At 67.1% G+C, this 24,441-nt stretch carries 18 protein-coding genes; 15 read left to right on the forward strand and 3 right to left on the reverse strand.

What is annotated here, in order from left to right; genetic code table 11:
* Window positions 1-3: 3 nt before the first annotated feature.
* A complete protein-coding gene (locus AC1RQK_RS18520) occupies window positions 4-924 on the reverse strand; it encodes a LysR family transcriptional regulator (RefSeq protein WP_492374780.1) in 921 nt (306 codons plus the stop codon).
* Between the two features lie 164 nt (window positions 925-1,088).
* Between AC1RQK_RS18520 and AC1RQK_RS18525 the strand changes: the two genes are divergently transcribed.
* The 9 genes from AC1RQK_RS18525 (at window position 1,089) to AC1RQK_RS18565 (ending at window position 11,200) form a co-directional block, all read left to right on the forward strand.
* Window positions 1,089-2,108: a tripartite tricarboxylate transporter substrate binding protein gene (locus tag AC1RQK_RS18525; RefSeq protein WP_492810406.1), complete on the forward strand. Its 1,020-nt coding sequence runs from the start codon at window positions 1,089-1,091 to the stop codon at window positions 2,106-2,108.
* Window positions 2,109-2,161: 53 nt separating this feature from the next.
* Window positions 2,162-3,580, forward strand: coding sequence for a 3-isopropylmalate dehydratase large subunit (gene leuC / locus AC1RQK_RS18530; protein WP_492374782.1), 1,419 nt, complete (start codon window positions 2,162-2,164; stop codon window positions 3,578-3,580).
* Window positions 3,573-4,232, forward strand: coding sequence for a 3-isopropylmalate dehydratase small subunit (gene leuD, locus AC1RQK_RS18535; protein ID WP_492810408.1), 660 nt, complete (start codon window positions 3,573-3,575; stop codon window positions 4,230-4,232). The genes leuC and leuD overlap by 8 nt, the downstream gene beginning before the upstream one ends.
* 13 nt (window positions 4,233-4,245) lie before the next feature.
* Window positions 4,246-5,130: an alpha/beta fold hydrolase gene (locus AC1RQK_RS18540; RefSeq protein WP_492374784.1), complete on the forward strand. Its 885-nt coding sequence runs from the start codon at window positions 4,246-4,248 to the stop codon at window positions 5,128-5,130.
* Between the two features lie 88 nt (window positions 5,131-5,218).
* On the forward strand, window positions 5,219-5,881 hold the full coding sequence (locus AC1RQK_RS18545) for a TetR family transcriptional regulator (RefSeq protein WP_492374785.1): 663 nt from the start codon (window positions 5,219-5,221) through the stop codon (window positions 5,879-5,881).
* A 131-nt stretch (window positions 5,882-6,012) separates the two neighbouring features.
* A complete protein-coding gene (locus tag AC1RQK_RS18550) occupies window positions 6,013-6,981 on the forward strand; it encodes a Bug family tripartite tricarboxylate transporter substrate binding protein (RefSeq protein ID WP_492374786.1) in 969 nt (322 codons plus the stop codon).
* A 69-nt stretch (window positions 6,982-7,050) separates the two neighbouring features.
* The gene (locus tag AC1RQK_RS18555) at window positions 7,051-8,241 is read left to right on the forward strand and encodes a M24 family metallopeptidase (protein WP_492810411.1); all 1,191 of its coding nucleotides are present in this window, start codon (window positions 7,051-7,053) and stop codon (window positions 8,239-8,241) included.
* A 255-nt stretch (window positions 8,242-8,496) separates the two neighbouring features.
* Window positions 8,497-10,266: a putative bifunctional diguanylate cyclase/phosphodiesterase gene (locus AC1RQK_RS18560; protein ID WP_492810413.1), complete on the forward strand. Its 1,770-nt coding sequence runs from the start codon at window positions 8,497-8,499 to the stop codon at window positions 10,264-10,266.
* A 355-nt stretch (window positions 10,267-10,621) separates the two neighbouring features.
* Entirely contained in the window at window positions 10,622-11,200 is a 579-nt protein-coding gene (locus AC1RQK_RS18565) for an acyloxyacyl hydrolase (protein ID WP_492375591.1), read from the forward strand.
* Window positions 11,201-11,239: 39 nt separating this feature from the next.
* Here AC1RQK_RS18565 and AC1RQK_RS18570 read toward each other — a convergent pair whose 3' ends face one another.
* A complete protein-coding gene (locus tag AC1RQK_RS18570) occupies window positions 11,240-12,745 on the reverse strand; it encodes an aminotransferase-like domain-containing protein (protein WP_492810540.1) in 1,506 nt (501 codons plus the stop codon).
* A gap of 355 nt (window positions 12,746-13,100) precedes the next feature.
* On the opposite strand from AC1RQK_RS18570, the gene aptA reads away from it, so the two are divergent.
* From aptA to bcaP, 3 genes are all read left to right on the forward strand, one after another.
* Complete coding sequence (aptA, locus tag AC1RQK_RS18575; RefSeq protein ID WP_492375592.1) at window positions 13,101-14,432, forward strand: omega-aminotransferase AptA; 1,332 nt, start codon at window positions 13,101-13,103, stop codon at window positions 14,430-14,432.
* A 55-nt stretch (window positions 14,433-14,487) separates the two neighbouring features.
* Complete coding sequence (locus AC1RQK_RS18580; RefSeq protein WP_492375593.1) at window positions 14,488-16,005, forward strand: CoA-acylating methylmalonate-semialdehyde dehydrogenase; 1,518 nt, start codon at window positions 14,488-14,490, stop codon at window positions 16,003-16,005.
* Window positions 16,006-16,833: 828 nt separating this feature from the next.
* Complete coding sequence (gene bcaP, locus AC1RQK_RS18585) at window positions 16,834-18,228, forward strand: branched-chain amino acid transporter BcaP (protein WP_492810416.1); 1,395 nt, start codon at window positions 16,834-16,836, stop codon at window positions 18,226-18,228.
* 12 nt (window positions 18,229-18,240) lie between these two features.
* Here the strand turns inward: bcaP and AC1RQK_RS18590 are convergent, their stop codons facing one another.
* Window positions 18,241-19,647: an aminotransferase-like domain-containing protein gene (locus AC1RQK_RS18590; RefSeq protein WP_309405371.1), complete on the reverse strand. Its 1,407-nt coding sequence runs from the start codon at window positions 19,645-19,647 to the stop codon at window positions 18,241-18,243.
* 191 nt (window positions 19,648-19,838) lie between these two features.
* Here AC1RQK_RS18590 and AC1RQK_RS18595 point away from each other — a divergent pair, with 191 nt between their 5' ends.
* From AC1RQK_RS18595 to AC1RQK_RS18605, 3 genes are all read left to right on the forward strand, one after another.
* On the forward strand, window positions 19,839-20,177 hold the full coding sequence (locus AC1RQK_RS18595; protein ID WP_492810418.1) for a DUF2917 domain-containing protein: 339 nt from the start codon (window positions 19,839-19,841) through the stop codon (window positions 20,175-20,177).
* Window positions 20,178-20,544: 367 nt separating this feature from the next.
* The gene (gene icmF / locus AC1RQK_RS18600; RefSeq protein ID WP_492810420.1) at window positions 20,545-23,865 is read left to right on the forward strand and encodes a fused isobutyryl-CoA mutase/GTPase IcmF; all 3,321 of its coding nucleotides are present in this window, start codon (window positions 20,545-20,547) and stop codon (window positions 23,863-23,865) included.
* A 111-nt stretch (window positions 23,866-23,976) separates the two neighbouring features.
* Window positions 23,977-24,411, forward strand: a complete 435-nt coding sequence (locus AC1RQK_RS18605; RefSeq protein WP_416050427.1) for an HIT family protein — start codon at window positions 23,977-23,979, stop codon at window positions 24,409-24,411.
* Window positions 24,412-24,441: the final 30 nt, after the last annotated feature.

Below are 24,441 nucleotides of genomic sequence, written 5' to 3' on the forward strand. Positions count from 1 at the left end.
GGGCTACCAGCCACTATAGGGCGCGCCCGCCATCCGGTGGGCCGCGAAGTGCTCCGCCAAAAAGTCCACGAACGCGCGCACCTTGGCCGTGAGGTGGTCGCGCGTGAGGAAGACGGCGAACACATCGGCTGGCGGCGTTTCCCAGTCGGTCAGCACCTGGCGCAGCCGCCCCGAGCGGAGCATCGGCGCCACCTCCCATTCCGAGCGCATCAATATGCCGTGGCCCTGCAAGGCCCAGCCGAGGGCCACTTCGCCATCGTTGGTGCTGGCCGGCCCGCGCACCTTTACGGCTTCGTGGCGGCTGGCCGAGCGCAGGTGCCAGGTGCCGTAGGTGGCGTCGCTCTCCCGGATCACGATGCAGCGGTGCTGCTGCAGCTCGCGCGGCGACGCCGGTTCGCCGTGGCTGGCCAGGTAGCGCGGCGCGGCGCATAGCAGGCGGCGGTTGTGCGCGATGGGCCGGGCGGTGAGGCGCGCATCGGGTAAATCGCCCACGCGAATGCCGACATCGAAGCCCGCCTCGGCCAGGTTCAGCGGCCGGTCCGTGAGTTCCAGCTGCACCTCCACCTCCGGGCAGGCCAGCAGGAAGGCGCCCACCGCCGGCGCCACGTGGCGCCGGCCGAAGCCCAGCGTGGCGTTGACCCGCAGCAGCCCGCGCGGCGCCACCCGGCTGCCGCCAAGCCCTTGCTCCAGTTCCTCCAGCTCGGCCAGGATGCGCGCGCCCTGCGCCAGGTAGGCCTCGCCCTCCTGCGTGACGCTCAGCCGGCGCGTGGTGCGGTTGAGCAGGCGCACGCCGAGCCGCGTTTCAAGCGCCGTCAGCCGCTTGCTGGCGGCCGACGGCGTGATGCCGAACTGCTGGGCCGCGCCGGCCAGGCTGCCGCGCTTGACCAGGGTGACGAAGAAGGCGAGGTCGGAGAAGTTATCCACGATGCGGTCCGAGGCCTGATTGGTGAATTGGACGACTGAATGAAAGTCTTTGGATGAAATTATAGCGGTGGGTTCAATGGTTAAACTGGCATCTCCAATCTCAATAAGCGCGGCGGCGTCGGGGGCGTTCCCTGGCAGCCAGCCTGCCACCCAGGAGACCCCAAATGAACCGCTTTACCGCCATCGCCCGCCGGATCTGCCGGATCGGCCGGATCGGCCGGATGCCGCTCGCCATGAGTGCTGTCGCCTTGTCAGTTGCGCTCGCGCCGGCGGTGGCCTCGGCCGAGACGTTTCCCGCGCGCCCGATTCGCCTGATCGTGCCGTTCGCTCCGGGCGGCAGCGTCGACATCGCCGCGCGGCTGGTCACCGAAGCGTGGGGCCGGCAACTCGGCCAGCCCGTGGTGGCGGACAACCGCGCAGGCGCCTCGGGCAATATCGGCATGGACCAGACCGCCAAGGCCAGGCCCGATGGCTATACGCTGGCCATCAACAACGTGGCGCTGGCGGTGAATCCTTCGCTCTTCGCCAGGCTGCCGTTCGACACCGAGCGCGACCTGACGTCGGTTGGCACCATGGGCACCTCGCAGCATGTGCTGGTGGTGACCAACGGCCTGCCGGCCAAGAATGTGAAGGAACTGATTGCGCTGGCCAAGAGCCGCCCCGGGCAGCTGAGTTTTGGCTCGGCGGGCACCGGCAGTACCTTCCACATGGCGGCGGAGCTGTTCAAGTCCGAGTCCGGCACGGCCATCCTGCACGTGCCATACAAGGGCGGCGGCCCGGCCATGGTCGATACCATCGCCGGCCAGGTGCAGCTCAGCTTCCCGGTGCTCTCCGCCGCGCTGCCGCAGGTGCAGGCGGGCAAGCTGCGCGCACTGGCGGTGACCGGGCCCAAGCGCTCTGCGCTGCTGCCCGATGTGCCCACCATTGCCGAGGCGGGCCTGCCCAACTACACCTTCGAGACCTGGTTCATCGTCAGCGCGCCGGCCGGCACGCCCAAGGAGGTGATCGCCAAGCTCAACCAGACGCTGAACCAGGCACTGGCCGCGCCGGAGATCAAAGCGCGCCTGCTCAAGGAAGGCTTCGAGCCGCTGACCATGAGCCCGTCCCAGGCCGACACCATGCTGCACAAGGAAATCAAGCGCTGGGGCGCGCAGATCAAGCAGGCCGGCATCACGCCGGAGTAGGCGCGGTGCTTTCTGCCGCGCATTTTTTCAACGCATATCAAGCAGGCTGTCCCATGTCAGGCCTTACCTACTATCGCAAGCTGGTGGATTCGCACACCGTGGCCGCGCTCGATGCCGACCACGTGCTGCTCTACGCGGATCTGCACCTGATGAACGAATACACCAGTCCGCAGGCTTTTGCCGGGCTGGCCGCGCAGGGCCGGGGCGTGCCGTCGCCGGGCCAGCAGGTGGCGGTGGTGGACCACATCATCCCCACCCACGCCGAAAGCCCGCGCCGCATCCAGGATCCCGCCTCGGCGCTGCAGGCGCGCAACCTCAAGCGCAACTGCGACCAGCACGGCATCGCGCTGTTCGATACCGATGACGCGCTGCAGGGCATCGAGCACGTGATCGCGCCCGAGCACGGCATGATCCGGCCGGGCATGGTGGTGCTGTGCGGCGACAGCCACACCACCACCTACGGCGCGCTGGGCGCGCTTGGCTTTGGCATCGGCACATCCGAGGTGGAGCACGTGCTGGCCACGCAGACGCTGGTGTACCGCGTGGCGAAGGACATGCGCATCCGCGTGGACGGTGTGCTGCCGCGTGGCGCCACCGCAAAGGACCTGATCCTGCATATCATCAGCCGCATCAGCGCGCAGGGCGCGCGCGGCTATGTGGTGGAGTTCGCCGGCAGCGCCATTGCCGCGCTGTCGATCGAGGCGCGCATGACCTTGTGCAACATGACGGTGGAAGCCGGCGCGCGTGGCGCGCTGATCGCGCCGGATGCGGCGGCCATCGAATACGTGCTGGCCCGCGCCGCCGATATCGATGCCACGCTGCGCGAGCGCGCGCTGGCCTGCTGGCGGGCGCTGCATTCCGATGCGGATGCCAGGTTCGACAGCGAACTGGTGTTCGACGCCAGCAGCGTGGCGCCGTATGTGAGCTGGGGCACCAGCCCCGACCAGGCGATCCCCATCGACGCGTGCGTGCCGCCGGTGGAGGATGCCATCGACGACACGGCGCGCAGCGCTGCCGCCAAGGCGCTCGACTATACCGGCCTGCAGGCGGGGGCCACGCTCGAAGGCCTGCCGGTGCAGCGCGTGTTCATCGGTTCCTGCACCAATGGGCGCATCGAAGACCTGCGCGCTGTGGCCGCCATCGTGCGCGGGCGCAAGGTGGCCGAAGGCGTGCGCGCGATGGTGGTGCCGGGCTCCGGCGCGGTGCGCCAGCAGGCCGAGGACGAAGGCATTGCGCAGGTGCTGCTGGACGCCGGCTTCGAATGGCGCAAGCCGGGCTGCTCGATGTGCCTGGCAATGAACGACGACGTACTCGCGCCCGGCGAGCGCTGCGCCTCCACCACCAATCGCAATTTCGAGGGACGCCAGGGGCGCGCCGGGCGCACCCACCTGATGAGTCCCGCCATGGCCGCCGCGGCGGCGCTGACCGGCTGCATCACCGATGTGCGCCGCCTGGAGCAAACCAATGCCTGATGCCATGCCTGACTACGATTCCGACCTGATCGCCGCGCTTGGCGCGCCGCTGCCCATCGGCAACCTCGACACCGACCAGATCATGCCCAAGCAGTTCCTGCGCATCATCGACAAGGCCGGGCTGGACCGTGGCCTGTTCTACGATATGCGCTTCGACGCGCAAGGCGTGCCGCGCCCGGAGTTCGCGCTCAACCAGGCGCGGTACCTGGGCGCGGGCGTGCTGGTGGCCGGCCCGAACTTTGGCTGCGGATCGAGCCGCGAGCACGCCGTCTGGGGGCTGCAGCAATACGGCATTCGCGCGGTGATCGCGCCCAGCTTTGGCGAGATCTTCTACTCGAACGCGATCAACAACCGGCTGCTGCTGGTGATGTTGCCGCAGGCAGAAGTGGATGCGCTGATGGCCGCGGTGTCGGGCGGCGCGCCTGCGCGGATCGAGATCGACCTCGCGGCGATGTCGGTGAGCGCCGGCGCGCTGCGCTTTGCCTTCACGCTGGCCGAGCGCCACCGCACCATGTTTCGCCAGGGACTGGACATGATCGGCGCAACGCTGGCACAGTCGTCGCAAATCGCCGCGTTCGCGCGGCGCCATCACCAGTCGCAGCCCTGGCTGCAGGACGTCGCCGCCAAGACCATGGCGCGGCTGTCCGCCTGAAGGAGGACGGAACGTGTTCGAAGGATTCACGCAGCATCGCATTCCATGTGGCGACGTCGAGATCCACGCTGTCGTCGGTGGCCGGGGCCCGGCCTTGCTGCTCCTGCATGGCCATCCGCAAACGCATGTGATCTGGCATAAGGTGGCCGCCACGCTGGCAAGGCATTTCACGGTGGTCGCCACCGACCTGCGCGGCTACGGCGATAGCGGCAAGCCGGCCGGGCTGCCGGACCACGCCAACTACAGCAAGCGCAGCATGGCGCAGGACCAGGTCACGGCGATGCGCGCGCTGGGCTTCGAGCGCTTCCTGGTGATGGCGCATGACCGCGGCGGGCGCGTGGCGCACCGCATGGCGGTGGATCATCCGGATGCCGTGCAGCGGCTGGTCACGCTGGATATTGCGCCCACGCTGGCGATGTACGAGCAGACCAGCCTGCAGTTCGCGCTGGCCTACTACCACTGGTTCTTCCTGATCCGGCCCGCGCCGTTTCCCGAGACGCTGATCGAGGCCGATCCGGCGCTCTACCTGCGCAGCACCATGGGCAGCCGCAGCGCCGGCCTGGCGCCGTTTACCGAGGCGGCCATGGCGGAGTACCTGCGTTGCCTTAGCCTGCCGGGCGCGGCGCACGGGCTGTGCGAGGACTATCGAGCCAGCGCGTCGATCGATCTCGAACACGATCGTGCCGACCTCGCCGCCGGGCGCAAGGTCGAGTGCGAGATGCTGGCGCTGTGGGGCGAGCAGGGCGCGGTAGGCCGCTGCTTCGCGCCGCTGGAAGAGTGGCGCAAGGTGGCGCGCAACGTGAGCGGCAAGAGCCTGCCGTGCGGGCACTACATGGCCGAGGAAGTGCCGGCGCTGCTGCTGGACGAGACGCTGCCCTTCCTGCTGGGCGCAGGTTAGGGATGCAACGGGCGAATGCGCTGCGAGCCGGGCTGGCTTACACTCGCTGTCTTCGCCCCTGTGCCCAACCGAACGCTTTCCCCAGTCCATGCCGCCCCGCAAGAATCCCGCCGCTGCCACCGAGACGCTCGATAGGCTCGAAACACTCGCGCAAGGCCGCGCTGCCAGCGACCAGGCCATCCAGCTGCTCGACGGCGCCGTCAACCACGTGCTGGAGCACGGCATCGGCGACTTGTCGCTGCGCCATATCGCCGAGGCGCTCGGCACCAGCCACCGCATGCTGATCTATTACTTCGGCTCGGCGGACCAGTTCTGGGAGGCGGTGCTGCGCCGCATCCGCCATGCCGAGCTGGATGCGCGCGCCAGCCTGGCCGCCAGCGAGTCCGATCCCGCACGGGCGCTGGAGGTAGCCTGGGCGCGCTACTCGGCGGACAACTACCTGCCCATCATCCAGTTGCTGTTCGAGATTTACGGCCGCGCCATTCGCGATCGCGAACGCTTCCAGGTGTTCCTCGACGATGTGATCGGCAGCTGGACCGGCGCGCTGACCGAGCGCTTTCACAAGCAGCTTGGATTGAGCACGAGCGAGGCGAAGCTGCGGGCTCGCATCGAGGTCGCCACCGTGCGCGGCCTGTTGCTGGATCTCGTCACCACGGGCGATCGCAAGGGCACCACTGCCGCGCTGAAATACTTCGCGCGCATGCTGAATGCGCCTGGGGCCCCGGGCGCGAAATCCGCACCCGAAGCCTGATCCGTATGCGGCGCCGGCGTCGGCGCCGCAGTCCCGAAAATTTTTTTCCCCCATCATGTACCACATGGTACAGTAAACCGCATGCACCTCGATGCGAGGGTGCCGCTCAAGGGATGCGAGAGGAGATCGAAGTGAACAGACGCACACTGATACTAAGCGCCGCGCTCGCCGTGGCGGGCATGGCATGTGGCGCGGCCGGCTGGGCGCAGGACTGGCCGCAGCGCCCGGTCAGGCTGGTCGTGCCGCAGGCCGGTGGCACGGGCAACGACGTGCTCGCGCGCGCGCTGGCCGAAACGCTGGGCAAGCGCTGGGGACGCAGCGTTGTTGTGGAAAACAAGCCCGGCGCCAACGGCGTGCTGGCCATCAACTATGTGCTGCAGCAGCCGGCCGATGGCTACACCCTGTTCTTCGCGGGCGTGTCCAACCTGGCCTTCAATCCCTTCCTGTATCCCACGTTGCCCTATGTGCCGCAACGCGACCTGACCGGCGTGGCGATGCTGGCCAACTCGCCGTTCGTGCTAGTGGTCGCGCCGGCGATGCACGCCACCAGCTTTGCCGAATTCGTGCGGCTCGCCAAGGCGCGGCCGGGCGGCATCAGCTACGCCTCCGGCGGCATCGGCAACTCCACGCACCTGGCCATGGAGCTGGTGGCCGAGCGCGCCGGCATCAAGCTGCAGCATGTGCCGTTCAACGGCGCCGGCGGCTCAACCAGCCTGATGTCGGGCGAGACGCCGGCCATGATGAATGTGGTGGCGGGCGTGCAGCCCTATATCGCCGGCAAGAAGCTGGTGGCGCTGGCCGTGACCGGCGAGCGGCGCCTGGCCGCGCTGCCCGATGTGCCGACTTTCAAGGAGCTTGGCTACGACGTGGCGGTGCCGGGCTGGTACGCCATCGTCGCAAAGACCGGCACGCCGGCGGCGCTGGTGCAGAAGATCAACGCCGACATCAACGCGGCCATGGACGAGCCGGCATTCAAGGACAAGCTGGCCAACCAGTTCCTCGACCCGATCAAGGGGCCACCGGCCGAAGTGGAGCGCCATATGCAGCGCGACGCGCAGGCCTGGGGCCCCATGATCCGCAAGCTCGGCATCGCCCTCTGATCCCGGGCGGATGTGTCCGCACCCGCCCGCACCCATTACCAAGGAAGCAAGGAACCAAGGAGACTAGACATGCCCCAGATCACGACCGCCGTGCGCGACTATCGCCTGGCAATGATGCACGCTCTGATGGACCGCATCCGCGTCGACGCGCTGGTGTTCAGCACGCCGGACTTCTTCCAGTTCGCCACCAATTTCCAGCTGGATGTCTGGCCGTGGGAGCGCCCCGTTTTCGTGTTCGTGCCGCGCAACGGCGAACCCTTCGCCGTGATGAACGAGCTGTCCACAAACCACATGCGCCTGTGCACGGAAAAGGACAAGGTCTGGCTGCGCGACGTGACCTACTACGCCGAGCATCCGCGCGTGTCGCAGCGGCTGGCGCTGGCGCCGCAGTTGCCCGAGGTGGTGGCGTCGCTGCTGGCGTCGCACGGGCTGGGCGGCTCGCGCATTGCCGTGGACGTGGCCCACCCGATTCTCGCGGCGGCGCAGCGCTACCTGCCGGAGCTCGCGCTGCGCCCGGCCATGGCGGAGATGCGCGCCATGCGCTGGGTCAAGCATGCGGAAGAACTGCAGGTGATGCGCGAGCTTGGGAGCCTGACCGACTGGGTACAGGACCGCTACCGCGAGAACATTCGGCCGGGGCGGCTGGTGCAGGAGCTGGACCATGCCATGTCGGCGCTGATGGTGGAGGAGGCCGCGCGCCGCTTTCCCGGCGAGGATTTCGATATCCTCAAATGCTGGACGCTGACGGGGCCGGCCTCGGCCTCGCCGCACGGCGACGGCGCCGCGTGCGGCGCGCGCATCGCGGCTGGCGATACCATCGTCAACCTGATCCTGCCGCGCCTGAATGGCTACTACGTGGAGAACGAGCGCACGTGGTTCTGCGGCAAACCGGACGAGCGCCAGGCACGCTGCTACCAGGTTGCCGCCGAGGCCACCGACGCGGCGGTGGCGGCCGCGGTGACCGGCCGGCGCGTCTGCGACATGGACGCCGCCGCGCAGGCCGTGATCGAGCGCGCGGGGCTGGGCGAGTACATCTTCCACCGCACCGGCCACGCGGTCGGGCTGATGCTGCACGAGTATCCGGAGGACATGGCCTTCAACACGCGCGCACTGCTGGACGGCGAGGTCTACTCGGCCGAGCCGGGCATCTATGTCTATGGGCTGGGCGGCTTCCGGCTCGACGATACGGTCGTGGTGGGCGAGCGCCCGGAGGTCATCGTGAAGACGCCAAAGACACTGGAGTACGCAACCGTGGCGTGACGCCAGCGACAAGCGGGGATAGCGGGGGATAGTGGGGGGATAGTGGGGGGATAGTGGGGGGATAGTGGGGGGATAGTGGGGGGAAACCGTATGTGACCGGGGGGCATCGTGGCGGGCACTGGTGCGCAATCCTTGGGCCAAAGGCCCGCGCCGGCATACCGGTGCGGGGTGTTCGAGGATAAAATGCGGCCGACGCCTGCCACCTGCCGCCTTGTCAACCGTGATTCATGCGGTGCTCGGACGACCCCCCTCGACATGGACGACTCTCCCCAGCGCGCGCCACTTTTGCCCTGTCATGCCAATCCCACGAGCACGCCGCCCGCCGGGGCGTTGCCCACGCATCTTGCCGCGATGCTCGATAGCGTCGCGGATGGCGTCATGTCGCTCGACCGCGAGTGGCGATTCGCCTACGCCAACCAGACCATGGAGCGCTGGCTCAAGCGCACCCGTAAGGATCTCGACGGGCGCGGCATCTGGGAATGCTATCCAGACCTGATTGGCTCGGCGTATTACCGGACGTTTCATGAGGCTGCTGCCAGCGGCGCATCACGCACCTGTACCGCCTACTATGCCCCGCTGGCATGCTGGTTTGAAGCGCGCGCCTTTCCCGATGCCAACGGCCTTACCGTGCTCTTTCGCGACGTCAGCCGCGAACGGCAGCAGTCGGCCCAGCTGGAATACCATGCCGACCACGACTACCTGACCGGCCTGCCGAACCGCCGGCGCTGCACGCAGGTGCTGGCGCGCGCGGTGGCGCAGGCTGCAGAAGCCCAGGTAGCCGTGCTGCCGGCCGGCATGCAGGCGCAAGCGCCGCAAGCGGCCGGGGTGGTGGTGCTGTTCGTCGATCTCGACCGCTTCAAGGAAGTCAACGACGCCTTTGGCCATGCCGTGGGCGACACGTTGCTATGCAAGGTCGCCGAGCGCTTTCGCGCGCTGCTGGCGTCTTCGGCTTTTGTCGCGCGCGTCGGCGGCGATGAGTTCGTGTTCATCTTGCGCGACGCGCGGCCGGGACAGGCCGAGCGCTTTGCCGGCACCATCCTGGCCGGCGTGTCGCAGCCATTCCAGGTGGACGGCCACACGCTGCTGCTGGGTGCCAGCGTAGGGATCGCGCAATGGCCCGAGGCTGGCGACACCGCTGACACCCTGTTGAACCACGCCGATGCCGCCATGTATGCGGCCAAGGCTGCGGGGCGTTTCCAGTTCCGCGTCTTCCACCTGGACCTTGCCCAAGGCTTGCGGCAGCGCCTGCAGCTGCGCGCCGACCTGCATGCCGCGATGGCCGACGACCAGCTGGTGCTTCACTTCCAGCCGCAGTGGTCGCTGCCGGATGGCAGGCTGGCGGGCGCGGAGGCGTTGTTGCGCTGGCAGCACCCAACGCGCGGCCTGCTGCCTCCCGCCGCCTTTCTCGATGTGCTGCTGGAGTCCCCGCTGGAGCCGGCGGTGGGGCTGTGGGTCATGCGCGCCGTGTGCCGCCAGATAGCGGCCTGGCGGCGTGCCGGCCTGACGGTGCCCAGGATCTCTCTCAACCTGTCGGCGCGGCAGCTGGTCATGCCGGGGCTCGCTGGCTTGCTGGCGGACCTCGCGCGCGAGCACGAGGTGCCATGCGGGCTGCTTGACGTGGAAGTCACCGAGGACACCCTGATGACCGACCTCGACAGTGCCGCGGCGGCGCTCGACGAGCTCAGGCACTGCGGCATCAGCGCCTCGCTGGACGATTTCGGCTCCGGTTACTCGAGCCTGGCCTACCTGACGCGCCTACCGGTTGCGACGCTCAAGATCGACAAATCGTTCGTTGCAGTCCTCGGCAGCGCACCCGAGGCCCTGGCGGTCATTCGCGGGGTCATCGCGCTGGCGCGCTCGCTGGGCATGAGAACCCTGGCGGAAGGTGTGGAGACCCAAGCCCAGCAGCGCTTGCTGGCCGAGGAGGGCTGCGACGCGGCGCAAGGCTACCTGCTCGGCCGGCCGATGCCGGCAACGGATTTCGCCGCGGTCATGGGCCAAAGCGCCGTGGCGCGGGGGGATTGACGCGGCGTGGCAACAGCCCCGCGGTGCCGCAAGCATGTGCCGTCCCGGAGGTGCATAATCGCTCACCGATACGTTGAGCCCTAGCCCGATTTCTCCTGCCTCAACATACATTCATGAACGGATGTATAATTCCGTAATGATTCGCTTGTCCCTAAGCGATTGTTGCGGAAATTGACCATGACTTACCGATTTATTGCCGGGTGCCTAAGCGCCTGGCTCGCGATCTGCGTGACCGCGGGCTGGGTGGTGGAACGCCTCTGGTCCTGAGTACGGGTGGTCGGCTTTGCCGCTGGGAGGTGGCAAGGTTTTCGCTAGGACTTGCCATTCTTCGCGGTAATTACCACCCACCATGCACATGACCATCGATAAGAAGAACGCCGGCCTTGCCCGTCGGCTTGCAACACGTATCAAGGCGCTTGGCGCCATGGCTGCCCTCGGCGCATGCGCTGCCGCGCACGCCGATCCAGGGGTGCACGTGGCCTTTGGCCGCGATCCCGGCCACAACATCGACAAGTACGAAGTTGGCGTGAACTGGGACTCCGGCTTTGCCTGGGGCAACCCGCAGGGCTGGCTGGCCAAGCTGCAGTGGGAGGCCGAACTGGCCGAATGGAACGCCCGCAGCGGTACCAATCACCAGAATGTGACCGAATTCGGCTTCTCGCCGATCCTGCGCGTGGAAAAGCGCGGCGGCTCGCTGGTGCCGTTCCTGGAAGCCTCCGTCGGCGTGCGCATGATGAGCCATAAGGCCACCTCCGACGAGCACCGCTCCGGCAGCCTGTTCCAGTTCTCCGACATGATCGGCGTGGGCATGGCCTTTGGCCCCAAGACCGCGTACGAAGCCGGTTTCCGCTACCAGCACGTCTCCAACGCCGGTATCAAGCAGCCCAATCCGGGCAGCGGTTTTTACACGGGTTACGTGCGTTATCGCTTCTGATCCTGCAAACGTGGCTGGCTTGGCCTGAAGCCATGACGCTCAGGCCAGCCTGACCATGCCTGCGCGCGGGGCGCGCAGGCCGCGGGAGATGGATTCCGTTTCCGCGCCTTGCGCCTGCCTGCTGCGCAGCGCGTCAAAAAATCGCCACAGCGCGGGTTCATCGCTGGTTGCCACGTTGAACCGTATCCACGGCGAGTCGCCTTCTTCCGGTTCAAAGTAAGACCCTGGCGCCAGCCAGATGCCATGCTCCAGCGCCAGCGTCGCCAGGCGGTTGCCCGACAGCGCGGCCTGGTCGCCGCCGTCTTCCGGCCGCATCCTTGCCCAGGCGAACATCCCGCCTTCCGGGCGCAGCATCACCTCCAGCCCGTGGGCTTCCATTTTCTCCGTGATCCGGTCCTGCTGGGCGCGCAGCCGTTCGGCCAGCGCCGCCACATGTCGGCCATAGTGGCCGCTGGTCAGCACCGAGTACACCAGCCGCTCGGTCACTTCCGATGACGTCAGCCCCACGGCCATCTTGGTGCGTGCGAGTGCCTTGGCCAGCTCCGGGCTGGCCGCGAGGTAGCCAACCCGCAGCGATGGCGTGATGGTCTTGGAGAACCCGTTGACGTAGATCACGTGCGAGAGCCCGTCCATGGCCGCCAGCATGGGTGAGCCAGGCGGCGCCAGCTCGCGGTAGATATCGTCCTCCACCACCAGCAGCCGGTACTGCTCGGCCAGTTGCAGCACGCGGTGCGCGTTCATGCTGGTGAGCGTGCCGCCGGTGGGGTTCTGCAGCACCGTGTTGACGAACAGCGCGCGTGGCGCGCGGGTGCGGATGGCATGGTCGAGCGCGTCGGTGTCGAGCCCGCTGGCGGTGCGGCGCACGCCAACCACCTGCAAGCCGGCAAGGCGCAGGATCTGCAGCAGATTGCAGTAGCAGGGGTCTTCCACCAGCACGGTGTCGCCCGGGCGCAACAGCGTGCGGACCACCAGGTCCAGCGCTTGCGTGGCGCCCTGGGTCAGCACCACTTGCTGGGCCTGCACCGGCATGCCGTACTGGCTGAGCCCGGCGGCGATATGCTCGCGCAGCGCGGCGAAGCCGTATGGGTGGCCGTAGCCCGAGACCTGCGCCGCGGGCACCCGCGCCGCGGCGCGCATGGCCTGGTGCAGCCCTTCCTCGTTGAGCCAGTCGCCGGGCAACCAGCCCGCACCCGCCTTGATCGGCACGGAATGATCGGCGAACACATCCGACAGCAGCCACGCGGCGTTGAGCCCCGGTGCCTCCCAGCGTGCCGCCGGCGCCTGGCCGGCGGGGGCATGGCGGTGTGCCACGGTGTAGCCCGAGCCCACCCGCGCGCTCAGGTACCCCAGCGCGGTCAGGCGGCCGTAGGCCTCGGCCACGGTGAAGGTGCTGACCCCATGCTGCTGGGCAAAGCGCCGCACCGACGGCAGCGCCGCGCCGGCGCGCAGCACGCGCCGGTCCACCAGGCTGGCGATGCCCGCCACGATCTGCTCGGTGAGGGTGTCGCCGCTGCGCCGGCTGCGGACAAGATCGAGGTTAAGCATGCGTGACATGTAAGGATGGACCTGTACAGTTTAATGGCCGTACCGGTTCGGTGGGAAGCCTCACGGCGGCGCGGGGCTTTGCGGCGCTGCAACGGGCATCCGGCTGCTGGTGGGACTTTGGCCGCTGTGGCGAGCGGGGTGGCTGGATCCGCGGCTGCGGTCGCCCGGTTCGAGCAATTCTTGATCTGTACAGTTGTCTCACTCTTAACTGTACGGTAAGGCGATGTTCTGTCGACCGTATATTCTTTAAGCCGGGCCGGGCCGCTACAGTGGCCGCATTCACCAGAATCACCTGACAACCCGGGCGGCGCCAGCCGCCGCCCAAGCCAATGCCAATTGCTCCTGAGGAGGATGTATGGATGCCGCCAAGACTGTGATCCCTGATCTCGATGCCCTGTGGATGCCGTTTACCGCCAACCGCCAGTACAAGGCGGCCCCGCGCCTGCTCGACTCCGCCAGCGGCATGTACTACACCTCGCATGACGGCCGCCAGATCCTCGACGGTTGCGCCGGCCTGTGGTGCGTCGCTGCCGGCCATTGCCGCCAGGAGATCGCGGACGCGGTCGCCCGCCAGGTGCAGACCCTGGACTACGCGCCGCCGTTCCAGATGAGCCACCCGCTCACCTTCGAGGCTGCCACCAAGGTGGCAGCCATCATGCCGGCCGGGCTGGACCGCATCTTCTTCACCAACTCGGGCTCGGAATCGGTCGACACCGCGCTGAAGATCGCGCTGGCGTATCACCGCGCCCGTGGCGAAGGCCAGCGCACCCGCGTGATCGGGCGTGAGCGCGGCTACCACGGCGTTGGCTTCGGCGGCATGGCGGTGGGCGGCATCGGCCCCAACCGCAAGGCCTTCTCGGCCAACCTGATGCCCGGCACGGACCACCTGCCGGCCACGCTGAATATTGCCGAAGCAGCTTACTCCAAAGGCCAGCCGACCTGGGGCGCGCACCTGGCCGACGACCTGGAACGCATCCTGGCGCTGCACGATCCGTCCAACGTCGCCGCCGTCATCGTCGAGCCGCTGGCCGGCTCGGCCGGCGTGCTGGTGCCGCCCGTGGGCTACCTGGAAAAGCTGCGCGAGATCACCAGCAAGCACGGCATCCTGCTGATCTTCGATGAGGTCATCACCGCCTTCGGTCGCCTGGGCGCGGCCACCGCCGCCGAGCGCTTCAAGGTCACGCCGGACCTGATCACCATGGCCAAGGCCATCAACAACGCAGCCGTGCCGATGGGCGCGGTGGCGGTGCGGCGCGAAGTGCACGACACCGTGGTCAACGCCGCGGCGCCGGGTGCCATCGAGTTCCTGCACGGCTATACCTATTCCGGCCACCCGCTGGCGATGGCCGCGGCCATCGCCACGCTGGATATCTACAAGAACGAGAACCTGTTCGGCCGTGCCGCCGAGCTGGCGCCGAAGTTCGAAGCCGCGGTGCATGCCGTGCGCGGCGCGCCCCACGTGAAGGACATCCGCAACCTCGGCATGGTCGCCGGCATCGAGCTGGAGCCGCGTCCCGGCCAGCCCGGCGCGCGTGGCTATGAGGCCTTCCTGAAATGCCTGGAGCGAGGCGTGCTGGTGCGCTTCACCGGCGACATCCTCGCTTTCTCGCCGCCGCTGATCATCACCGAGGCGCAGATCGAAGAGATGTTCGACACCGTGAAGAAGGTGCTGCAAGAACTGAAGTGATTGCAGTGATTGCAGCGAATGCCGTGGCCGCAGAGACAAGACAAGGAACACTGACGTGAACATCGCAGAGAACCGGCAGATCGCCGACATTGCGCACTACATTGGCGGGACTGTGCGCGCCGCCTCGTCGGAGCGGTTTGCCGACGTCTTCAACCCGGCCACGGGCGCCGTGGCCGGGCGCGTGGCGCTCGGCTCGGCGCAGGACGTGGACGCCGCTGTGGCTGCGGCCCACGCCGCGTTCCCGGCCTGGTCCGAGACCGCGCCGCTCAAGCGCGCGCGCATCCTGTTCAAGTTCAAGGAGCTGCTCGACCGCCACCATGACGACCTCGCCGCGCTGATCACGCGCGAGCACGGCAAGGTGTTCTCCGATGCCAAGGGCGAAGTCACCCGCGGTGTGGAGATCGTTGAGTTTGCCTGCGGCATTCCCAACCTGCTCAAGACCGACTTCACCGACAACATCGGCGGCGGCATCGACAACTGGAACCTGCGCCAGCCGCTGGGCGTGGTGGCCGGCATCACGCCGTTCAACTTCCCGGTGATGGTGCCGATGTGGATGTTCCCGGTGGCGCTGGCCTGCGGCAACACCTTCGTGCTCAAGCCGTCCGAGCGCGATCCCTCGCCCTCGCTGCTGATTGCCGACCTGCTCAAGCAGGCCGGCCTGCCGGATGGCGTGTTCAATGTGGTGCAAGGCGGCAAGGAAGCCGTCGATGCGCTGCTGGCGCACAAGGACGTGCAGGCCCTGTCCTTCGTCGGCTCCACGCCGATCGCCGAGTACATCTACACCGAAGGCACCAAGCGCGGCAAGCGCGTGCAGGCCCTGGGCGGCGCCAAGAACCACCTGGTGGTGATGCCCGACGCCGACCTCGACCAGGCCGTGGACGCGCTGATCGGCGCTGCCTATGGCTCGGCCGGCGAGCGCTGCATGGCCATCTCGGTGGCTGTGGCGGTGGGCGATGTCGCCGACAAGCTGGTACCGCGCCTGGCCGAACGCGCGCGGTCGCTGAAGATCCGCAACGGCATGGAAGATGATGCCGAGATGGGCCCGCTGGTGACCGCCGCGCACAAGGCCAAGGTAGAAGGCTATATCGCCAAGGGTGTGGAAGAGGGCGCCAAGCTGGTGACCGACGGCCGCGGCCACAAGGTCGACGGGCACGAGAACGGCTTCTACGTGGGCGGCACGCTGTTTGACAACGTCACGCCGGACATGACCATCTACAAGGAAGAGATCTTCGGCCCGGTGCTGTCGGTGGTGCGCGTGCATGACCTGGCCGAAGCGGTGGACCTGATCAACGGCCACGAGTACGGCAACGGCGTGTCCTGCTACACCAGCGACGGCGGCGTGGCACGCGCGTTCTCGCGCCAGATCCAGGTGGGCATGGTGGGCATCAACGTGCCGATTCCGGTGCCGATGGCGTGGCATTCCTTTGGGGGGTGGAAGCGCTCGCTGTTTGGTGATCATCATGCCTACGGCGAGGAAGGTATCCGCTTCTATACGCGCTACAAGAGCATCATGCAGCGTTGGCCGGACAGTATTGGGAAGGGGGCGGAGTTTACGATGCCGGTGGCTAAGTGAGGGGGGCGGTGTTTCTTTGAGCGGCGTTGGCCTTTGCACCCAACAGCCATACGACATCCCCCTGCGGGGGCTGCCGGTCACTCTTCTTTGCGTCGGCAAAGAAGACTAACGAGAAGAAAGCCGACCCTGCCGGGCGCAGAGCAATAAGGCTGTCCGGCCTCGGTGGTTGCGTCGTACGGCCCGGAGTGCCGGCGGGCTTCTGCCGGTACCGGCTTGACCGGCCACGAACCTGCCAGCCTCCGGGATTCGTGGTGAGGCCCCCGGTAGCAGACATCACTTGCTTCAAGCCGTCTGTCGCTCGCGGCGTGCCCGGCCACGAAGTTGCAGGCGCACCGGTTCCGTCGTGGGCGCGGTGGCACCGGGTTGATATGCCCGAGACCTTGACCACCGCGCCCGCCCCACCACGAAACCACTGACGGGCGATGTGTCGTGGTGCTTCGCGCCGGTAACGGCAGATGTGGGAATGGTCACCGCACACGAGGTCAGGGGCCCCACAACGAAACCCATGTGCCATGCCATTGCGATGCCCTACAAACCGGTGCCGGCAGATGCCAGCAGAACTGTGGCCGCACGACGAAACCACAGCCCCACATAAGCCTGATTGCTCTGCGCCCGGCAGGGTCGGCTTTCTTCTCGTTAGTCTTCTTTGCCGACGCAAAGAAGAGTGACCGGCAGCCCCCGCAGGGGGATGTCGTACGGCCCTTGGGTGCAAGAGCCATCGCCGCTAAAAGAAACACCAATCAACCCAAAAGTGACGAATCCGCCCACCCCATCACGCTAAAATACGCCGCTTTTCAAAGCCGCCCAGCGCGCCAGGAGTACCCACCGATGAGTCTGTTCCGCACCAAGAACATCGAGGCCATGCTGGCCGCCGCCCGCGATGATGGACTGAAAAAGGTGCTCGGTCCCGTCGACCTGATCCTGATGGGCATCGGCGCCATCATCGGCACCGGCATCTTCGTGCTGACGGGCACCGGCGCGCTCACGGCCGGCCCGGCGCTGACCGTCTCCTTCGTGATCGCCGCGCTCGCCTGCGGGTTTGCCGCGCTCTGCTACGCCGAGTTCGCGTCCGCTATCCCCGTCTCCGGCTCTATCTACACCTATAGCTACGCCACGCTCGGCGAGATCGTGGCGTGGATGATCGGCTGGGATCTGCTGCTTGAGTATGGTCTTGCGACCTCGGCGGTGTCGGTGGGCTGGTCGGGCTATTTCCAGTCGCTGATGGCGGGCTTCGGTATTCACCTGCCGGTCATGCTCACCGCCGCACCCGGTGCCGTGCCGGGCGTGCCGACACTGTTCAACCTGCCGGCTGCCGTGATCATGCTGCTGATCACCTGGGTCGTGTCCTACGGCGTGCGCGAGTCGGCGCGCTTGAACAACGTGATGGTGGCCATCAAGATTGCGGTGGTGCTGCTCTTTATCGGGGTGGGTGTGTGGCACGTCAAGCCGGCCAACTGGCATCCGTTCGCGCCGTTTGGGCTGGAAGGCGTCTTCAATGCGGCCGCGCTGGTGTTCTTCGCTTTTATCGGCTTCGACGCGGTGACATCGGCCGCCGAGGAAGTGCGCAACCCGCGCCGCGACCTGCCGATCGGCATCATCGGCTCGCTGGCGGTCTGCACCGTGCTGTACGTGACGGTGGCGGCCATCATGACCGGCATCGTGCCCTTCGCCAAGTTCGCGGGCATCGATCATCCGGTATCGCTGGCGCTGCAGTACGCGGGCGAGAACTGGGTGGCGGGATTCGTCGATCTCGGCGCCATCCTGGGCATGACCACGGTGATCCTGGTGATGACCTTCGGCCAGACCCGCATCATCTTTGCCATGTCGCGCGACGGGCTGCTGCCGGAGCGGCTGTCGAAGGTGCACCCGGTGCATGCCACGCCGTTCTTCGCCACGTGGACGGTGGGCATCGTGTTTGCCTTCATTGCGGCTTTCGTGCCGCTCAATGTGCTGGCGGAGCTGATCAATATCGGCACGCTGTCCGCCTTCACGCTGATCTCGGTGGCGGTGCTGGTGCTGCGCAAGACGCGGCCGGATCTGCCGCGCGCTTTCCGCTGCCCTGGTGTGCCAGTGGTGCCGCTGCTGTCGGTGGGCTTTTGCCTGTTCCTGATGGCCCACCTGCAGGCGCTGACTTGGGTGGCATTCCTGGCGTGGCTGGCGCTTGGCCTAGCGATCTACTTCCTCTACGCGCGCCGCAACGCGGTGCTGCACGGCGGCGCTTGACGCCGCCTTCGCTTACCGTTCGCGCGCTCCGGCTTCCTGCAGGAAGGCCAGCGCGCGCGGCTCCTCGACAAAGGCGGAGTTGATGCGGATCCAGGCCGAGCCCTCGCCGCCCGGCCGGAAGTAATTGCCGGGCGCCAGTGTCACCCCATGCTGCTCGGCCAAGGTCACCAGCTCGCGCGAATCCTCGATCCCGCGCGTACGAGCCCACAGGAAGTTGCCGCCCGCCGGTTCGCAATACACTTCCCAGCCGGCGTCGCCCAGGTGCTGCACCGCGCGCGCGGTGGCCTGGCGCACCCGCAGCCGCAGCCGCTCCATGTATTTGCGGTAGGCGCCGCGCTCCAGCAGTGCCGCCGTCACGCTCTCCGCGAAATGCGAGCCCGCTACGCTGGTTAGCACCTTCACATCCACCAGGTCCTTCACCAGCGCCTTGTCGGCCACCAGGTAGCCGACGCGCAGCGAGGCCGACACCGTCTTGGAAAAGCCGCCGATGTAGATCACGTGCTCAAGCTGGTCCAGCGTGGCCAGCCGGTCGGTGTAGTTGGTCTGGAAGTCCGAGAAGATATCGTCCTCGACAAAACGGAAGCCGTGCCGGCGCGCCAGCTCCAGCAGGCGGAACGCCACCGGCGGCGAGAGGGTCGAGCCGGTCGGGTTCTGCAGCACGCTGTTGGTGAAGAACAGCTTGGGCTTGTGCTCGCGCAGCAGCGCTTCGGCGGCGTCCGGGTCCGGGCCGTTGCGGGTTTGCGGCACCCCCACCAGCCGCACCCCGTGCAGGCGCAGCAGGCCGAACAGGTTGTAGTAGCCAGGATCCTCCACGAACACCGTATCGCCTGGCTTGAGCAGGCGGCGCACCACCAGGTCCAGCGCCTGGCTGGCGCCCGTGGTGATCAGCACCTGCGGCAACTCCGCCGCGATGCCGAGCTGCCGCACGCGGGTCAGCACGTGCTGGCGCAGCTCCGGGCTGCCCATCGGCGTGGCGTAGTGGATCACGCTGTTGATGTCGTTGCGCGAGACCTGGCGGATGGCCTGGGTCAGCCCTTCCACGTCGCGCCAGCTCTCGGGCACGAAGCCGCCCGCCAGCTTGAGCGTGGCGCTGGGATGGTTGAACTGCTCCAGGATATGGCCTGACAAATCCTCTGCCAGACGCGGGTCCGACCAGCCATTGGCGCCGCGCGCCAGCAGCGGGCTGTCGGCGACGAAGAAGCCCGACCCGTGGCGGGAATCGAGCAGGCCCTGCGATACCAGCCGGTCATAAGCCTCGATCACCGGGAAACGGCTGATGCCATGCTCCGCCGCGAGCTGCCGGATCGACGGCAGGCGCGCGCCCGGGCGCACCTCGCGCGCGCTGATCCAGGTCTTGACCTCGTTGACGATCTGGTCGGTCAGGGGCACGCCGGTGGCGGGAACGAGGGTCAGCTTCATCGGCAGGGTGCAGGGGAAAGTGTCAGGAAAAACTACTGAACAGTTCATGTCAAACTGTTCGCAACTGTTCATGGGATTGTAGTTTGCGCTGTGAATAATGGAAGGCATGCGGCGGAAGTGCCGGCACTGGCCGGGCCGGTGGGCACGAGAGACATGGCCGCCATGCAGAACAGCAGAACAGGAGTGATGAAATGCGCGAACTAAGGATCTTCGAATTCGATGAACTGGGCCGGCCGGTGAGCTGGCGCGCCCGCGAAGGCCAGCGCGTGAAGGCGGTCGAAGGCCGCCTTTGGCTCACGGTGGAAGGCCACCACGCGGACATCTGGCTGCTGCCGGGAGCCGTCTTTGCGCTGCCTGCCGGCGCCCGGGTCTGGTTGTCCGGCGAAAGCGAGGGCGCGCGCTTCACGCTGGCCGAGACGCCGGCCCCGTCGTCGTGGCGCTGGCTGGGCGGGCTGGCGAGTGCGCTGAAGCGCCGCTTTGGCGAGCGCCGTGGCTCCGGTGCCGGCCAGTGCCCGGAACCGGGCCTCTGAGAGGATCTCGGCCGGACCGCGCGCAGCGCGTGTCCGGTCATCCCGCTCCCATCCGTATTGGTGGAAGCCTGGCCAAGTGTCTGGTCGTGCGCTCTCCAAAATGCCGTTTGCCGGCGTCGAACTCCCCCGATGCCTCGCTCCCTCCCTCCACATCGTCGCGCCAACTATGCGAGGATGTTCATATGGTTGGCCGCGCCGCGCGGTATCCGGCGCTGCCGTGGATTGATTGCCGTTAACGTAAACGTCATATAATCAAGCCGTTGCGCCGGCACCAGCCAGACCGCTCGCGTGTCAGATCCGAGCCGCCTCCAGAGCGGCAGCCATGGACGTCATGCGACCAGCCAGAACACCGAACATGGTGGAGACAATGACCGATCTTTCCGATGTGCAGAAGGGCGCTCAACCCGGCGCTCAACCCGGCGCTCAACCGGGTGCTCCCCATCACGCGCAGGGACCGAAAGGGCCCGTCAACAAGGTGCGCTTCGTCACCGCGGCCTCGCTGTTCGACGGCCACGACGCTTCCATCAACATCATGCGGCGCATCCTGCAGTCCTCGGGCTGCGAGGTGATCCATCTGGGGCATAACCGCTCGGTGCAAGAGGTGGTCAGCGCGGCCTTGCAGGAAGACGTGCAGGGCATCGCCATCTCCAGTTACCAGGGCGGCCACGTCGAGTATTTCAAGTACATGGTGGACCTGCTGCGCCAGCGCGGCGGCGAGCACATCCAGTTGTTCGGCGGCGGCGGCGGCGTGATCGTGGCGGACGAGATCCGCGAGTTGCAAGCCTACGGCGTGGCACGGATCTTCAGCCCGGAGGACGGCCAGCGCCTGGGCCTGGCGGGCATGATCGCCGACATGGTGCAGCGCTGCGATATCGACCTGGCGCGCTATGCCCCCACCACGCTCGATGCGATGAGAGGCGGCGACCGCCGCGCGCTCGCGCAGCTGATCACGGCACTGGAAAACGGCAAGGCGGATCCCGCGCTGGCCGACACCCTGCGCGCCGAGGCGGCCAAGGTGAAGACGCCCGTGCTCGGCATCACCGGCACCGGCGGCGCGGGCAAATCCTCGCTGACCGATGAGCTGATCCGCCGCATCCGGCTGGACCAGCGCGATGCGCTGTCCATCGCGGTGATCTCGATCGACCCGTCGCGCCGCAAGTCCGGCGGCGCGCTGCTGGGCGACCGCATCCGCATGAACGCGATCAACCATCCGCACATCTTCATGCGCTCGATGGCCACGCGCGAGGCCGGCTCGGAGATCTCGCGGGCGCTGCCCGATGTGCTGGCGGCCTGCAAGGTGGCCGGCTTCGACCTGATCATCGTCGAGACCTCGGGCATCGGGCAGGGAGACGCGGCCATCGTTGCGCACGTGGACCTGTCGCTCTACGTGATGACCCCGGAGTTTGGCGCGGCCAGCCAGCTCGAGAAGATCGACATGCTGGACTTCGCGGATTTTGTCGCCATCAACAAGTTCGACCGCAAGGGCGCGCAGGACGCGTGGCGCGACGTGGCCAAGCAGGTGCAGCGCAACCGCGAGCAGTGGCATGCCAAGCCCGAGGAGATGCCGGTGTACGGCACCCAGGCGTCGCGCTTTAACGACGACGGCGTGACCATGCTCTACCAGGGCCTGCGCGAAGCGCTGTGCGCGCGCGGCATGCGTGCGCCGGCCGGTGTGCTGCCGCAGTTGAGCGGACGTGTCTCCACCGGCCAGAACGTGATCGTCCCGCCGGCGCGCAACCGCTATCTGGCCGAGATCGCCGACACGGTGCGCGCTTATCATCGCCGCGTGGACGCGCAGAGCCGGCTGGCGCGCGAGCGCCAGCAACTGCGCGAGGCGCGCCGCATGCTGCTGGCGGCCTCCGGTCAAGAGGGCCAGGGCGAAGCGCTGCAGGCTCTCGCCACCGAGCGCGACGCCGCGCTCGGCGCGCAGGAGCGCAAGCTGCTGGCGATGTGGCCGGAGATGCGCAAGGCCTACAGCGGCGACGAATACGTGGTGAAGATCCGCGACAAGGAAATCCGTACCGCGCTCACCACCACGACCTTGTCCGGCACCACGGTGCGCAAGGTGGTGCTGCCGCGCTTCGAGGACGATGGCGAAGTGCTCAAGTGGCTGCTGCGCGAGAACGTGCCTGGCAGCTTCCCCTACACCGCCGGTGTGTTCGCCTTCAAGCGCGAGAACGAAGACCCCACCCGCATGTTTGCCGGCGAGGGCGATGCCTTTCGCACCAACCGGCGCTTCAGGCTGGTCTCCGAGGGCCTGGATGCCAAGCGCCTGTCCACCGCCTTCGATTCTGTCACGCTGTACGGCGAGGATCCGCATACCCGCCCGGACATCTACGGCAAGGTCGGCAACTCGGGCGTGTCGATCGCCACGCTCGACGACATGAAGGTGCTGTACGACGGCTTCGACCTCACCAGCCCGTCGACCTCGGTGTCGATGACCATCAACGGGCCCGCGCCCACCATCCTGGCGATGTTCATGAACACCGCCATCGACCAGCAGCTCGACAAATTCCGCGCCGACAACAGCCGCGAGCCCACCGCCGACGAGGAAGCCAAGATCCGCGCGTGGGTGCTGCAGAACGTGCGCGGCACGGTGCAGGCCGACATCCTCAAGGAAGACCAGGGCCAGAACACCTGCATTTTCTCGACCGAGTTCTCGCTCAAGGTGATGGGCGATATCCAGGCGTACTTCGTCCATCACCAGGTGCGCAATTTCTACTCGGTGTCGATTTCCGGCTATCACATCGCGGAGGCGGGAGCGAACCCGATCTCGCAACTGGCGTTCACGCTGTCCAACGGCTTCACCTATGTGGAGGCGTACCTGGCGCGCGGCATGCATATCGATGACTTCGCGCCCAACCTGTCGTTCTTCTTCTCCAACGGCATGGACCCGGAATACAGCGTGCTGGGCCGCGTGGCGCGCCGCATCTGGGCGGTGACGCTGCGCGACAAGTACGGCGCCAATGAACGCAGCCAGAAGCTCAAGTACCACATCCAGACTTCCGGGCGCTCGCTGCACGCGCAGGAGATCGACTTCAACGACATCCGCACCACGCTGCAGGCGCTGATCGCCATCTACGACAACTGCAATTCGCTGCACACCAACGCGTACGACGAAGCCATCACCACGCCCACCGGCGAGTCGGTGCGCCGCGCGCTGGCGATCCAGCTCATCATCAACCGCGAGTGGGGCGTGGCCAAATGCGAGAACCCCAACCAGGGCAGCTTCCTGATCGATGAGCTGACCGACCTGGTGGAAGACGCGGTGATGCAGGAGTTCGAGCGCATCGCCGAGCGCGGCGGTGTGCTCGGCGCGATGGAGACGGGCTACCAGCGAGGCAAGATCCAGGACGAGTCGCTGTACTACGAGCAGCGCAAGCACGACGGCACGCTGCCCATCATCGGCGTCAATACGTTTCGCAATCCCAATGGCGACGCTACGCCGCAATCGCTCGAACTGGCGCGTTCCAGCGAAGAGGAGAAGCAGGGACAACTTGCGCGGCTGGCGGACTTCCACGCCCGTCATGCGGATGCGGCGCCGGCCATGCTGCAGCGGCTGCGCCAGGCTGTGATCGACAACGACAATGTGTTTGCGGTGCTGATGGATGCGGTGCGCGTGTGCTCGCTCGGGCAGGTCACGCATGCATTGTTTGAGGTAGGAGGCCAGTACCGCCGCAATATGTGATCCGTCCGCCAGGGGCTGTCTCGTGCGAGGCCCCTGCGTTAAACTTGGCGTTTGCGCCAGCCGCGTCGCCTTGCGGGCAGCGAGCGCCAGCGAAGATCAAGACCAAGACCAATCAGGAGTACCGTGTACGATCCCAACAATATCTTCGCCCGCATCCTGCGTGGCGAATTGCCTTGCAACAAGGTGTATGAAGACGCCGACACCATGGCCTTCATGGACATCATGCCGCAGTCGGATGGCCACGTACTGGTGGTGACCAAGGAACCCGCCGCCGAGTTGTTCGACCTTTCCGATGCTGGCGCCGAAGCCGCCATCCGCACCACCAAGCGCGTCGCCCGCGCGGTGCGCGCCGCCTTCTCGCCGGACGGCATCTCGATCGGCCAGTTCAACGGCGCCGCCGCGGGCCAGACCGTGCCGCACGTGCATTTCCACATCGTGCCGCGCTACGCCGAGCGCACCCTGCGCGGCCACGGCAGCGACATGCAGGATCCGGAAATCCTCAGCCAGCACGCCGAGCGCATCATTGCCGCGCTGCGCGAAGCCTGACCAGATACATCGGTGCGCCGTGACCGCAGC

Source organism: Cupriavidus sp. GW822-FHT02D05, assembly GCF_058802485.1.